At 58.1% G+C, this 14,357-nt stretch carries 11 protein-coding genes; 9 read left to right on the plus strand and 2 right to left on the minus strand.

The window, feature by feature from the left end; genetic code table 11:
• Positions 1-27 precede the first annotated feature (27 nt).
• The 8 genes from atpA to GXN74_RS03060 all read left to right on the plus strand — a co-directional run bounded on the left by atpA (position 28) and on the right by GXN74_RS03060 (position 9,669).
• Positions 28-1,551, plus strand: coding sequence for a F0F1 ATP synthase subunit alpha (gene atpA / locus GXN74_RS03025; protein WP_162369442.1), 1,524 nt, complete (start codon positions 28-30; stop codon positions 1,549-1,551).
• A gap of 7 nt (positions 1,552-1,558) precedes the next feature.
• Entirely contained in the window at positions 1,559-2,434 is an 876-nt protein-coding gene (gene atpG, locus GXN74_RS03030; protein ID WP_162369443.1) for an ATP synthase F1 subunit gamma, read from the plus strand.
• Positions 2,435-2,451: 17 nt separating this feature from the next.
• Positions 2,452-3,828, plus strand: a complete 1,377-nt coding sequence (atpD, locus tag GXN74_RS03035) for a F0F1 ATP synthase subunit beta (RefSeq protein WP_162369444.1) — start codon at positions 2,452-2,454, stop codon at positions 3,826-3,828.
• 11 nt (positions 3,829-3,839) lie between these two features.
• Positions 3,840-4,268 (plus strand): ATP synthase F1 subunit epsilon, encoded by a 429-nt coding sequence (gene atpC / locus GXN74_RS03040; protein WP_162369445.1) that lies wholly within the window; start codon positions 3,840-3,842, stop codon positions 4,266-4,268.
• 181 nt (positions 4,269-4,449) lie between these two features.
• A complete protein-coding gene (locus tag GXN74_RS03045; protein ID WP_162369446.1) occupies positions 4,450-4,920 on the plus strand; it encodes a universal stress protein in 471 nt (156 codons plus the stop codon).
• Positions 4,921-5,052: 132 nt separating this feature from the next.
• Positions 5,053-6,114, plus strand: a complete 1,062-nt coding sequence (locus GXN74_RS03050) for a peptidylprolyl isomerase (RefSeq protein ID WP_162369447.1) — start codon at positions 5,053-5,055, stop codon at positions 6,112-6,114.
• 65 nt (positions 6,115-6,179) lie between these two features.
• Positions 6,180-7,922, plus strand: coding sequence for an ABC transporter ATP-binding protein (locus GXN74_RS03055; protein ID WP_162369448.1), 1,743 nt, complete (start codon positions 6,180-6,182; stop codon positions 7,920-7,922).
• On the plus strand, positions 7,894-9,669 hold the full coding sequence (locus tag GXN74_RS03060) for an ABC transporter ATP-binding protein (protein WP_162369449.1): 1,776 nt from the start codon (positions 7,894-7,896) through the stop codon (positions 9,667-9,669). The genes GXN74_RS03055 and GXN74_RS03060 overlap by 29 nt, the downstream gene beginning before the upstream one ends.
• Here the strand turns inward: GXN74_RS03060 and GXN74_RS03065 are convergent.
• The gene (locus GXN74_RS03065) at positions 9,642-10,382 is read right to left on the minus strand and encodes an MBL fold metallo-hydrolase (protein ID WP_162369450.1); all 741 of its coding nucleotides are present in this window, start codon (positions 10,380-10,382) and stop codon (positions 9,642-9,644) included. The genes GXN74_RS03060 and GXN74_RS03065 overlap by 28 nt on opposite strands.
• A gap of 178 nt (positions 10,383-10,560) precedes the next feature.
• Between GXN74_RS03065 and GXN74_RS03070 the strand changes: the two genes are divergently transcribed.
• Entirely contained in the window at positions 10,561-11,043 is a 483-nt protein-coding gene (locus tag GXN74_RS03070) for a QueT transporter family protein (RefSeq protein WP_162369451.1), read from the plus strand.
• On the opposite strand, the gene GXN74_RS03075 is transcribed toward GXN74_RS03070, so the two are convergent.
• On the minus strand, positions 11,030-14,353 hold the full coding sequence (locus tag GXN74_RS03075) for a DEAD/DEAH box helicase (protein ID WP_162369452.1): 3,324 nt from the start codon (positions 14,351-14,353) through the stop codon (positions 11,030-11,032). The two genes, GXN74_RS03070 and GXN74_RS03075, sit on opposite strands and share 14 nt — an antisense overlap.
• Between the last annotated feature and the right edge of the window lie 4 nt (positions 14,354-14,357).

The following is a 14,357-nucleotide window of genomic DNA, read 5'->3' on the forward strand; positions in this document are numbered from 1 at the left end:
TTGAAAGAAAGGTGGTGTGGCCTTGCCATGAATTTGAGACCGGAAGAGATAAGTTCCGTAATTAAGGAACAGATAAAAAAATACAAGACCGACATGGAAGTGGCGGATGTGGGAACGGTGATCCAGGTGGCGGACGGAATTGCACGGATCCATGGCCTGGAGAAGGCCATGGCGGGAGAGCTGCTTGAATTCCCGGGCGATGTGTACGGCATGGTGCTGAACCTGGAAGAGGGAAATGTGGGCGCCGTCATCATGGGCGCGGACACCAATGTGGTGGAAGGCGACATGGTGAAGGCGACGGGCCGGGTTGTAGAGGTCCCCGTCGGGAACGAGCTCGTCGGCCGGGTAGTCAACGCCTTGGGACAGGCCATTGACGGCAAAGGTCCCATTGTAACTAAAAAGCACCGGAAAGTGGAAAGGGTGGCCCCCGGGGTCATCACCAGAAAATCGGTGGATACGCCGGTGCAGACGGGAATCAAGGCCATCGATTCCATGGTGCCCATCGGAAGAGGGCAGCGTGAGCTGATCATCGGCGACAGGCAGACCGGAAAGACGGCCATTGCCCTGGATACGATCATCAACCAAAAAGGCCAGAACATGAACTGCATCTATGTGGCCATTGGACAGAAGGCTTCCACGGTCGCCCAGATCGTGAAGACCTTGGAAGAGTACGGAGCCATGGATTACACCACCGTGGTGGTGGCCACAGCTTCCGATTCCGCACCCCTCCAGTATCTGGCGCCCTATTCAGGCTGCGCCATCGGAGAAGAGTGGATGGAGGAGGGGAAGGATGTCCTGGTCATCTATGACGACCTTTCCAAGCATGCGGTAGCCTACAGGGCCATGTCCCTCCTGCTCCGCAGGCCGCCAGGAAGGGAAGCCTACCCTGGGGATGTATTCTATCTCCATTCCAGGCTCCTGGAACGCGCGGCCAAACTTTCGGATGAATTGGGCGGCGGCAGCCTCACGGCCCTTCCCATCATCGAGACACAGGCGGGTGACGTTTCCGCCTATATCCCCACCAACGTGATTTCCATCACGGACGGCCAGATCTATCTTGAAACGGAGCTTTTCAACGCGGGTGTGCGTCCGGCCATCAACCCGGGACTTTCCGTATCCCGTGTGGGCGGAGCGGCCCAGATCAAGTCCATGAAGAAGATTGCGGGACCGGTGCGTGTGGAGTTGGCCCAGTACCGCGAATTGGCGGCTTTCGCCCAGTTCGGTTCCGACCTGGACAAGGAAACCAGGATGCGTCTGGCACAAGGGGAGAGGATCATCGAAATCCTCAAGCAGCCCCAGTACCGCCCCATGGCGGTGGCCAATCAAGTCATCATGCTCTATGCGGCCACCCGGAAATTCCTCATGGACATTCCGGTCGACCAGATTTCCAGGTTTGAAACGGAGCTGCTGGAGCATATGGACATGAAATATCCGGAAGTCCTCCAGGGAGTCGTTGGAAAAGACGGCCTAACGGAGGAATTGGACCAGAAAATCGCCGGTATATTGGGAGGGTTCGTAGAGGAATTCACCAAAAAGGATAAAGAGGTGTGATGCAGCCATGGCATCCATGAGAGAAATAAAGCGCAGAAAAATCAGCATTCAAAGCACCCAGCAGATAACCAAGGCGATGAAGCTTGTGGCGACTGCAAAGCTGCAAAAGGCCAAGCAGGAAGCGGACAGCGCCCGGCCGTACTTCAAGGTGACCAAAGAGACGGTTGCGTCCATTTTGGCCCAAAGTTCCGGATTGCACCATCCACTCCTGGAAGAGAGGAACGATGGGAAGACCCTGTATGTGGTCATCACCTCCAACCGGGGGTTGGCCGGAGGGTACAACGGCAATGTGGTGAAGCTGGTTCTGCAGCAGGAGGAAAATCCGTCCCAGGCCAAAGTGGCCGCCATCGGAAAGAAGGGCAGGGATTTGCTGAACAGAAGCGGATTTTCAATATACAAGGAGTTGCACGGGATCATGGAGGCTCCGGAATACGGCCCCATTTCCGAACTGGGGGATGAAATCCTGGAACTGTTCCTGCAACAGGAGGTGGACCAGGTCCATGTGGCCTATACGGCTTTCAATTCCTCCATCAGCCAGGAACCGAAGCTTCTGCAGATCCTGCCTTTGGGGGTTGAGGGGCTCCGGACCGACCTCCTGGAAGGCAAGACCAAGCAGGACCCCACGGAACCCATGAATTATGACCCATCTCCCGAAGCGGTTCTGGAGATGGTGATTCCCAAATATGTGAAAAGCGTCCTGTACGGAGCTTTGAAGGAATCCATCGCTAGCGAGCATGGAGCGAGGATGACGGCCATGGACTCGGCCACAAACAACGCTTCCGATATGATCGATGATCTGACGTTGGATTACAACAGGGCACGGCAGGCCACGATTACCCAGGAGCTTTCTGAAATCGTAGGCGGTGCGGAAGCACTCAAGTAAAGGAGCTAAAAAACAATATGGCAGATTCTAAGATAGGAAAGGTAACCCAGATCATCGGCGCGGTCATGGATATCCAGTTCGAGACCGGCAACCTTCCGGCCTTGTACAATGCCGTCCGCATCGGTGACAATTTGACCGTAGAAGTCGCCCAGCATCTGGGGGACGATACGGTGCGCTGCATCGCCATGGGACCGACCGACGGATTGACCCGTGGGATCGAGGCTGTGGACACCGGGGCCCCCATCACGGTTCCCGTAGGGGAACAGACGCTGGGACGAATTTTCAATGTGACCGGAGACGTGATCGACCAAAAGCCGGCTCCGGTAACGAAAGACAAGTGGAGCATCCATAGGACCGCCCCCAAATTCGAGGACCAGGCGACCACCACCGAAATCCTGGAGACCGGCATCAAGGTCGTCGACCTCCTGTGTCCTTACCAGAAGGGCGGAAAGATCGGCCTGTTCGGTGGTGCGGGTGTGGGCAAGACCGTTTTGATCCAGGAACTGATCCGCAACATCGCCACCGAGCACGGAGGGTACTCCGTCTTCACCGGTGTAGGCGAGCGGACCAGGGAAGGGAACGACCTCTACCACGAGATGGAGGAATCCGGTGTTCTGGCTAAGACAACCATGGTGTTCGGACAGATGAACGAACCCCCGGGAGCCAGGATGCGCGTGGCGCTGACCGGACTTACAATGGCGGAGTATTTCCGCGACGAAGGCGGCCGGGACGTTCTGCTCTTCATCGACAACATTTTCCGTTTCACCCAGGCCGGCTCCGAAGTGTCCGCACTGCTGGGAAGGATCCCTTCCGCGGTGGGATACCAGCCAACGCTGGCTACCGAGATGGGGAACCTGCAGGAGAGGATCACTTCCACGAAGAAAGGCTCCATCACATCCGTACAGGCGGTCTACGTGCCTGCGGATGACTTGACCGACCCGGCGCCTGCCACCACCTTCGCCCACTTGGACGCCACTACCGTGTTGTCCCGTTCCATCGTGGAATTGGGCATCTATCCGGCAGTGGATCCCTTGGACTCCTCTTCCAGGATCCTGGATCCCCTGATTGTCGGTGAGGAGCATTACGAAGTGGCCAGGGGAGTGCAGGAAATCCTTCAGCGATACAATGAATTGAAGGACATCATCGCCATCCTGGGCATGGACGAGCTGTCTGAGGAAGACAAGATGGTGGTATCCAGAGCCCGTCGGGTGCAGCGCTTCCTGTCCCAGCCCTTCTTCGTTGCGGAGAACTTCACTGGAATGGAGGGGCGCTATGTGCCTCTGCAGGAAACCATCCGAGGCTTTAGGGAAATATTGGAAGGAAATCTGGACCATGTGCCTGAGAGTGCGTTCTTGATGGCGGGAACCATTGACGATGTCATCAGCAGAAGTTAGTGGGTGATCATATGGCGGAAAACAAATTTCAATTGCAGGTGATCACACCGGAAGAGATCTTTTATGATGAATCGGTGGAACGGGTCATCTTCAGGACGTCCACAGGGGATGTGGCGGTCCTGAAAGACCACATCCCCCTGACGACTTCCCTGCGCAGCGGCATCATCACCATCTTCAGCGGCCGCAACAACCAGTACGGGGTCATCCACCAGGGATTTGCGGAAATCAGGCCGGACAAGGTGACCATCCTGACGGATGCCGCCGAGTGGCCGGAGGAAATCGATTTGGAACGGGCCAAAAAGGCCAAGGAAATCGCGGAGGAAGCCCTGAAGAAGCAGGGGGAGAAACCCGGAGCCAACATCACGGTGGCCAAGATGTCCCTGACCAGGGCGCTGGCCAGGATCGAGATGGTGGAGTACCACAACAAGATGGTCAAGTAAGCGACAAGGGCATGGCCGAATGCAGCAGCATCGGGCATGCCTTTCCTTTTCTCCAGTTGGTGTAAAGACACAAAGGCCAGGTTATAATTCCATTAAAAAATGTACAATCTGTGGCCAACACATCCGGCCGATGCTATAATGGGGATGAACGCAAGTCCATGACGGCAAGGGAGGGAGAAGGATGGAGCAAATGGAACAGTCGGATCTAGCACAACCGCAGGAGAGGGTTTTGGTATGCATCACCATTCAGGAAAATTCCAAGAGATTGATTGAAAAAGGTGCGGATATTGCCAGAAGGAACGATGGCGAATTACATATATTGCATGTGGAACAGGGAAAGAGCATTTTCGAACATGCGGAAGCGGTAGAGCTGCTGGAGGCACTTTTCGAATATGCGAAAAGCCGGGGAGGCCAGGTGCATTTCGAGAGCGGAGAAGATGTGCCGAAGACGATCATGGAGAGCATCCAGAAGCTGGAGGTGACCCAACTGGTGCTGGGACAGACCGGCAAGGGGTTCCTCCACACCATGTTGGGAAAGAGCATCGCCCGGAGCATCGCCAGCGAGTCCCAAGGGCTGGAAGTGGTGGTGCTGGAAAAGGCGGGAAAGTCCCGGCAGGAGACAAAGAGACTGGTTGAAGGCGTGGCCAAATGAATCAAGGGGTCGGGTGCTGGAATAGCCCATGGGGCAAAGCCCGACCCCTTGATTTATTTTAGGAAATGGATTACAATGGTTAGGTTCGGAAATTGTGGGAAACCAAATTTGGAAAGATTGAAGGAGAAAAGGATGAAAAGAACAATTGCACTGGGACTGACACTGGTGTTGATGCTGGCTGCCTTGTCGGGCTGCGCGGGAAAAGGCGCGGATGAGGTGGTCATGCGCATCGACGGCACGGAAATAATGAAGAACGAAGTGGACTTCTATCTGCGGCAGGTGGAGGGCATGTACGAGCAGACTTTCGGTCCGGACATCTGGGACATGGAAGTGGAAGAGGGAAAAACCTTGGAGCAGGCAACGCTGGAAGGCATCAAGGATACGGTCATCAGAAGCAACATCCTTGTGGTGAAGGCCCAGGAAATGGACCTGGCACCCACGGCGGAGGAACAGACTTCCATCGATGCGGAAGCGAAGCAGTATTTCGAGAGCATGGATGCCGCATTCATAAAGGACAACCAGATCACATTGGACCTTGTCAAGAAGATGTTCCTGTCCGAATTCCTCAGCAACAAGGTGTACCAGGAGGCGACAAAGGACTTGGAGATCGACCAGGATCTGGTGGAAGATACGCTGGCTATGGACACAACCTACCAAGGCATCCTGGAGGATGGAGCGGAGAACTACAACCGGACGGTCAGGGCCCAGCACATCCTGATCAAGACGGTGGACGATTCCTTCAATCCCCTGGGGGAGGCCGAGGCCGCAGAAGCCAAAGCCAAGGCGGAAGAGGTCCTTGCCAAGGCCAAGGCGGGAGAGGACTTCGCCGCATTGGTGCAGGAGTATTCCCAGGACACGGCCTCCTTGGAGTCGGATGGGGAATTGACCTTCGGAAGGTCGGAGATGGTTCCAGAGTTCGAACAGGCTGCCTACAGCATGCAGTTGGGGGAAATCAGGGGACTGGTGGAGACGACCTATGGTTACCATATCCTGAAGCTGAACGAGGTGATCCCCGCCACAGCGGAGGGCGTGAAGAGCGCTGAAGACCAGTTGGCACAAATCAGGACATCCGCGGAAGACAACCAGAAGCGCCAGGCGTTCAATGAAATCCTGGAAGGCTGGGTGGAGGAGTCCATCGTGGAGCTGGACCAGAAGGTTTGGGACAAGGTGAAGGTCCAGCGTTCCAAAAGCTGATGTGGAAGATTGAAATTTGCAAGCCATGGCGAAGCCATGGCTTGTTCCTATAAGAGAGGTGCGGCATGGGACGGATTCTCCGGATGATGAAAAGGTATTGGGCATATTATGCCCTAGGATTCACGGTGATGGGGGTCAGCATCTTTTTGGACATGGTCAACCCGGTGGTGGTGGGACGCCTCATCGATGAGGTCATTGTCGCCAGGGATAGGGGAGTCTTCCCCACACTGGTACTCTGGATGGCAGGGATCGCCCTGGGAAGGTCGGTCCTGGTCTACGTGAAGGAATTGAGCTTCGATTATGGCGGCGCCCTGATGGTCGGGCGGATCCGGCAAGAACTATTCGACCACATCCAGGGACTGAGCTACTCCTTTTTCGACGAGAAGAACACCGGGGAACTGATGGCCCGGGTGAAGGACGATGCGGAAAAGATCTGGTTCGCCTCCAGTTTCGGAATCATGCTGGGGGTGGAGGCGCTGGCCACACTGGTGGTGGCGACGGTCCTGATGTTCAGGATCAGCCCCAGACTGTCCATCCTCGCGCTGGTGGCCATTCCCCTGCTGGGGGGACTGGCTTGGGCCTTGGAAAGGACCATCGGAGCGGTCTATGGGGAAATCAGCGAAAAGAACGCCCAGCTCAACGCCATCGCTCAGGAGAACATCGCCGGGGTCAGGCTGGTGAAAGCATTCGGCAGGGAGAAGCATGAGATCGCCAAATTCCTGTCCCACAACGAGGGGTACTATGACTTGAACCTGAAGCAGGCCAGGATCTGGAGCCGCTTCTATCCGAAAATCGAGGGTCTTTCAGGCATCCTTCCGATCCTGGTCATCACTTTGGGAGGTGTGCTGGTGGTGGGAGAGACCCTTAGCATCGGCACCCTGGTGAAGTTCTCCAGCTACATGTATCTTGTGGTGTGGCCCATGCGGATGGTGGGATGGATCACGAACACCCTGGCGGAAGCTGTGGCCTCCGCCAGAAAGATAGAGGAGGTGCACGGGTATGCGCCGACCATAAGGAACCCGGAGGCACCGGTGAAGCTGCGTGATTTTTCCGGAGAGGTCAGTTTCGAGGATGTGTCCCTGGAGCTGGGAGGTACCCAGGTGCTGGAAGGGGTTTCCTTCCGGTTGGGGCCGGGGAAGACGTTGGGCATCATCGGGAGCACCGGTTCCGGAAAGAGCTCCATCGTGAACCTGCTCAGCCGGTTCGTCGACTGCACCGGAGGGTCGGTCACCTTCGATGGGGTGGACATCCGCAAGCTGGACCTCAAGAACCTCCGGGAACAGGTGGCTGTGGTCATGCAGGAGGTGTTCCTGTTCTCGGATACCATCGAAGAGAATATCCGCCTGGGGAACAGGGAAGAGGCCGGATGGGAGGCCCTCCAGCCGGTTGCGGCCATTGCCCAGGCCCATGAATTCATCGCCAGGATGGAACACCAGCAGGAGACCGTCATCGGGGAAAAGGGGATCGGGCTTTCGGGAGGACAGAAACAGCGCATCGGCATCGCAAGGGCCCTGGCGAAGAAGTCCAAGGTACTGGTTCTGGACGACGCCACCTCTTCCCTGGACATGGAGACGGAGCATCGGATCCAGAAAGAGGTCGAACGGCTGGAAGGGGTGGGAAAGATCATCATCGCCCACCGGATTTCAGCGGTGCGCAGGGCGGATGAGATCCTGGTGCTGGAGAAGGGTAGGGTTGTGGAGAGGGGTACCCACCAGGAGCTGATGGATCAAAGGGGAAGGTACTGCGAAACCTTCCGGGAACAATATGAGGAGGCCATGTATGCCGATCAACACCTTCAAAGAAGATGAAAGCACCCGGCAGGTGCTCAAAATCCATACGCTGTTGCGGCTCTTCGCCTACATGCTCAAGTACAGGAAGGAAATCCTGCAGGTGCTGGGGCTGATGCTGGTGGTGATTGCCGTGGGGACCGTGAATCCGCTGCTGCTGAAGGTCTCCATCGACGACAAGATCGCAAAGGGGGATGTGCCCGGTCTGCTTGGAATCCTCCTGCTTGCCTTGCTTTTGAACGGAATTTCCATGCTGTGCGTCCGGGAGAGGATCCTGCGGATGAGCAGGGTGTCCAACCTGGTGCTGATGGAGATCCGACAGGAGCTCTACGTCCATATCCAGAGGCTTTCGTTCAATTTCTTCGACAACCGTCCGGTGGGCAAGATCCTATCCCGTGTCATCGGGGACGTGAATTCCCTGAAGGACATCCTGACCAACAGCGTCGTCACCCTCCTTCCCGACCTGGCCACCGTTGTGGTGGTGCTGGGGGTCATGCTGGCCTTGAACTACCGGTTGGCGGTGGCCGCATTGGCCATGCTCCCTTTCCTGGTGCTGGGAATGGCGAACGTGGAAATCAGGGCGCACAAGAAATGGCAGACCTTCCGCCAGAAGAACTCCAATCTGAGCGCCTTCACCCATGAGGATTTTTCAGGGATCCGAGTGGTCCAGGGCTATACCGCAGAGGAGAAGACCAGCCGCACTTTCGGGGTCCTGCAGCAGGAAGTGAAGGACTCCTTCATAGCCGCCTCCCGGCTGAACGACCTGTTCTGGCCCATGGTGGAAATCTCCTGGGGCGTGGGGACCATCCTAGTCTTCGTGCTGGGCGTGGGGATGCTGGATTCAGGAGAGGTGACGGTGGGGTTGCTGGTGGCGTTTACGACCTACATCGCCATGTTCTGGCAACCCATCATGAACCTGAGCAATTTCTACAACCAGCTGGTGACCAATCTGGCGGGTGCGGAAAGGATCTTCGAAATCCTGGATTTGAAACCGGACCTGCAGGACGGTCCGGAAGCCGAAGAGCTTCCGGAAATCCGGGGGGAAGTGGAGTTCGAGGGAGTGGATTTTTCCTACGACGGGCGGGAGCAGGTGCTTGAGGAGGTCCATTTCCATGTGCGTCCGGGGGAGACGGTGGCGCTGGTGGGTCCTACGGGAGCCGGAAAGACAACCATCGTGAACCTCATCGGCCGGTTCTATGATGTGGACAAGGGTACCATCCGGATCGATGGAAGGGACATCCGGACAGTGACCATGGAAAGCCTGCGCAGGCAGATGGGAATCATGACCCAGGACAACTTCCTTTTTTCCGGAACCGTGGAGGAAAACATCCGTTATGGGAAGCTGGACGCCACCCGGGAGGAGGTGGAAGAAGCGGCCAAAGCGGTCCATGCCCATGGGTTCATCCAGGAGCTCCCCCAGGGGTACGGGACCCTGGTGAACGAACGGGGCACGGGATTGTCCGGGGGTCAGCGGCAGCTGATCGCCTTCGCCAGGACCATGATTGCACGGCCAAGGCTCCTGGTGCTGGATGAGGCCACCTCCAGCATCGACACGAGCACGGAACGGATGGTCCAGGAAGGCATCGCCCGGCTGCTGGAGGGGCGTACCGCCTTTGTGGTTGCCCACAGGTTGTCCACCATACAAAAAGCCCACAGGATCCTTTTCGTGGACGGAAAGAACATTCTGGAGGATGGAAGCCATCGGGAACTGATGGATCGGCAGGGACGCTACTACGACCTCTACATGTCCCAGTTCAAATGGATGTGAAATTCCTCCTCCCGATGGAGGAGGGCATGGAGGCCGGGATGGGCCTGGAAATGGCCGCCCCTCTCCAGCCAGTGGAAAATCCGTGTGTCTTCACCGAAGTGCATGGGGAAAATGTGGGTTCCCGCATCGGCCACATGGGCCAGGAAATACTTTAGGTTCCAGTCGTAGGCAGGTCCCAGGCGGGGATCCACCGGCAGGAAGGCCAGATGGAGGGGGCGTCCCGCCAGATGCGACCCTAGGAGCGCCATTTCCCGCTTGTATCGTTCTGCCATGTCCCGGTTCCAGGCCTCCGCCTCCCCTTCCCAGTGCCACCAGTTCAGGTCGCCTGCGAAGTAGAGTAGGATGCCGGAAATCTCCACAAGGAAAGCCACCCCTTCGTCATTGGACCGGAGGGTCCGGATCAAAATGCCGTCCAGCTCCAGGGACTGGTGGGGCCCCAGACGGTGGGTCCGGGCACCGGCTGGAATGTCCTCCGGAGGGATGTCGTCCGAAAGCACATAGGCCAGGCCCGGATGCTGGAGGCGCCACTGGAAGATGGAGGGGTCGAAATGGTCGTGGTGCCGATGGGAGGAAAACACATAGGTGGGGGTGCGGGGATCCAATGCGGGAGGCCGGCTGCCGGGGGAATCCTTGAAGTAGTCGAACACAAGGCATCTTCCGCCCAAATGGACGAGGAAGCCGCTGTGGAACAGGTATTGGATCTTGCATTCCATGGAAATTTCTCCTTTCGCGGGAAGGGGATCTGTGGTATAATCGGTCACTGACAGTTCGAAACCATCCTGTCACACGCGAAAGCGTGCGTTGCACGCTTTCGCGTAGAGGAGGAAAATTTGGTCCCAAGCAAGCTTGGACGAATTTTCCTCCTTTAAAACAAAACTATGGAGGAAAGAAATGAAAAAGAAATCCAATTACGTTGCGGATGCAGGGGTCATCGCAGCCCTGTATGTGGTGCTGGTGCTGGTGTTCGCACCCATCAGCTTCGGTCCGGTGCAGTTCCGTGTGGCGGAAGCCTTGACGGTCCTGCCCTTCTTCACGCCGGCGGCGATTCCCGGCCTGTTCGTAGGCTGTCTGGCAGCCAATTTCCTGGGAGGGGCCGTCCTCTGGGACACCCTTTTCGGAAGCCTGGCCACCCTGCTGGCGGCCTACCTCTCCTACAGGCTGCGCGCCAACAAGTGGCTGGTGCCCGTACCGCCGGTGGTCGTGAACGCAGTGGTGGTGGGGTTGATCATCCGCTATGCCTATGGGGCGCCGGAAGCCGTTCCCTTCCTGATGGGGACGGTGTTCATCGGCCAGCTGGGAACGGCCTACGGGCTGGGCATGCTGCTGCTGCATCTGCTGCAGCCCATAAAGAACAAGATATTCAAGTCGGCATGAAGAGCTCCTTCAGCTCCTCCATCGACAGCTTCTGCAGGAAGGTCTCTCCGGGCTGGATCACAGCCCCCACGAGGGCCTTCTTTTTTTGCTGCAACGCATAGATTTTCTCTTCGATGGAACCGTGGGTGATGAGCTTGAAGACCTGGACCCGGTTCTCCTGTCCGATCCTGTACGCCCGGTCGGTGGCCTGGTCCTCCACCGCCGGATTCCACCAGGGATCGTAGTGGATGACCATGTCGGCGCCCGTCAGGTTCAAACCGGTGCCTCCGGCCCGCAGGCTGATCAGGAACACCGGGGTATCCCCCAGGTTGAAGCTGTCCACCAGGGCCTTCCGCTCCCTGGCAGGTACGGAGCCGTCCAGGTAGGCGTATTCCACCCCCAGGTCCTCCAGTTCCCCGGCCAGGATGTCCAGCATGCTTGTGAACTGGGAGAACACCAGGAGCTTGTGGCCCGACTCCAGGGCTTCTCCCAGGATCTCCAGGAAAAGGGCCAGCTTGCCGCTGCCGCCCTCGTAGTCCTCCAGGAAGGTGGCCGGATGGCAGCAGATCTGCCGGAGGCGGGTCAGGTAGGAGAGGATCCGCATCCGGTTCTGGGAGTTGTCCTGGGACAGTTCCCCGTCCAGGTCCTTGCGCACCTCCTCCAGATAGGAAAGGTACAGCTCCTTCTGGGGGTCCGTCATATAGGCCAAGGACTTGGTCTCGATCTTGGGCGGCAGTTCGTGCAGCACGTCCTTCTTCAGGCGGCGGAGGAGGAAAGGCTTCACCAGCTTCTTCAGAAGCTCCAGGGCATAGGTGTCCCGGTTCGCGATGGGCTTCTCGAACTTGCCTTGGAAGTGGCGGGCGCTGCCCAGGTAGCCGGGCATCAGGAAATCCATGATGGACCAGAGCTCCAGCAGGTTGTTCTCGATGGGGGTTCCGGTCAGGGCGAAACGGCCCCGGGCCTGGACCGCCTTCACCGCCTCGCTGGTTTTGGAGAAGGGGTTCTTGATGTGCTGGGCTTCATCCAGGATGCAGTAGGCGAACTCCAGATTCCGGTAGAGGTCCGCATCCCTGCGGATCAGAGGGTAGGAGGTGACCACGAGGTGGTGGTCGCCGTACCGTTCCATCAGCAGGTTCCGGTCCTCCTTGCTGCCCGTGACCACCAGCACCTTCATCTGGGGGGCGAACTTATGCACCTCGTCCTCCCAGTTGTAGAGGAGGGAGGTGGGCGCCACAACCAGGCTGGGCTTCCCGCCCGGGGCGTGTTCGGAAGAGAGGAAAGCCAAGGCTTGGATCGTCTTCCCCAGCCCCATGTCGTCTGCAAGGATGCCGCTGAACCCGAACCGGGCAAGGGACTTCATCCATTGGACGCCGGTTGTCTGGTAGTCCCGCAGGGATCCTGAGAAGCCGTCCTCCAGGACCACCTCTTCCGGCTGGCTGTTGTGCAGGGAGTCCAGGAAGTCCTCGTATTCCCTGGAACGGTCCACCAGTCCGGATCCCCGGCCTTCCAGGAGGGACTCCAGATATACGGCCTTGTGGAGGGAAAAACGCAGATGGGACTTGTCCAGCTGCCGGTCCTCCACCCCCAGGTCCCGGACAAAATCGTGGAACTCCAGGAAATTGGGATCCTCCAGGGACAAAAAGGCCCCGCTCCGCATCCGGTGGAAGCGCTTCTTCTGGCGGTAGGAACGGAAGAGCCCCTTCAGCTCCTTGGGGTCCAGGTCCCCGTAATCGAAGGAAACCTCCAGCAGGGAACTGTCCGACATAGCCAGGCGGCTGCGCACGGGAGGAAAGGAGGTCCTTGCCTTCCTGAAGGCATCGGTGGCATACAACTCCACCAGGGGTTCCAGCCGGGGCAGGGTGTCCTCCAGGAAGGCATACTGGGCATCCTCCCCGTGCAGATGATAGAAGCCGTCCTTCGGCTCGAACCCCCCCAGATGGGAAAGCACCTCCCCTTCCCGTCTCCTGTCCCGCACCACCCAGGAATCCTCCCCTCCTGCGACATCCTCCTGGGCGGGATTGATGGACATGTCCCCATAGAAAAACAGAAGGCGGGCGGACAGCTTCATGGCATCCCGGTCCAGGTAGAGCTTCGCCTGCAGGGGACTGTCCACAATCCGGGCACGGATTTCTTCGGGCAAGTCCACAGCCCCCATGCTTCGCAGCAGGGGGTACACGTTCTTCAGGAAATGCTCCTGCCGCTCCGGGGGGATGACCTGCTCTTCCCTGGGACGGTTGAAATACGGCGCCAAAGCCCGAAGGCTGGCCTGCTGGCCGGGAGGAACCTGGTGGATCCTGCCGTCCAGCAGCACATGGGTGTAATCCCTGGACAAGGGCAGGAGATAGGGGACGCCCGGATCGAAGCGCAGGACATCCTTGCCCCCTTGGGTGTCCCAGACCACATGGAAGGGGAACGCCAGAGGGGCGTCGGAGCTGCTTAGGACCTCCAGCGTGGCGTTCTGCCGGAGATAGTTGTCAAGCTCCAAGGTGAAGGGTCGGTCCATAAGATGACGCAGGAACCCGGACACCAGGGTGGGTTGGAAAAGAACCAGATGCTTGCCGTCCAGGACCTTCAAAGGGCTGCTGTAGCTGTAGCGCTCGTAGCCGGTGGAGGAAAGGGCGGCGGTCATGGCGATGGTGGAGAGGTATTCCAGAAGGCGGGTGTCCTCGGGGGAAAAGCAATGGATCCGCGGGTCGAAGGTGAAGTTCTTGCTGTACTCCAGGGGGGTGCCGGATTCCAGGGACTCGAAGAACTTCTTCATGGATTTGACGGTGTAGCGCCTTCCCTCCCCTACCTTCATGGAAATGGTGTAGACTGGAGCCAGTTCCTGCCGGACGCCCCGGTTCTGGAGACGGATGGAAAGCTCCAGGGACAGGGGTCGCCGGGGGGAGAGGGACTCCTCCACCGGAAGGAAATCGTGGAAGAGGTAGTCGGGCTTGGGTCCGTGGATGCTGGAAAGGGGGGAGGAGGGCGGATACGTGTTCTGGATCTTCACCACCCTGCGCAACAGGTCGGTACTGGTGCCGTCCCTTGGCTGATCCGGCAGTTCCAGCACCACAGACAGGAGGAGGGCTCCCAGATGCACGCAAAAGAAGCCTGCCTCATGGGCATGGCCACAGTCGCACCGGGTATCCAGAATCTGCAGGTTCCCGTTGGTGCGCATCTCCGGATGGTAGGTCCTGTCTCCGTCCAGGACGCTGCCGAAGATGCGGTCGGAACCCACATCCACGGTCAGGACCTGTCTGTTCCTGGTCAGGCGGGAAGCCTCCTCGAAAATGCGGGAATCCCCGCAGTGCTGTTGTATGGTAGGGACGGAAAGTTTGACTTGCATGGGA

Origin of the sequence: Anaerotalea alkaliphila, from assembly GCF_010179735.1 — a bacterium.
In the GTDB taxonomy this organism is placed as follows: Bacteria; Bacillota; Clostridia; order Lachnospirales; family Vallitaleaceae; genus Anaerotalea; species Anaerotalea alkaliphila.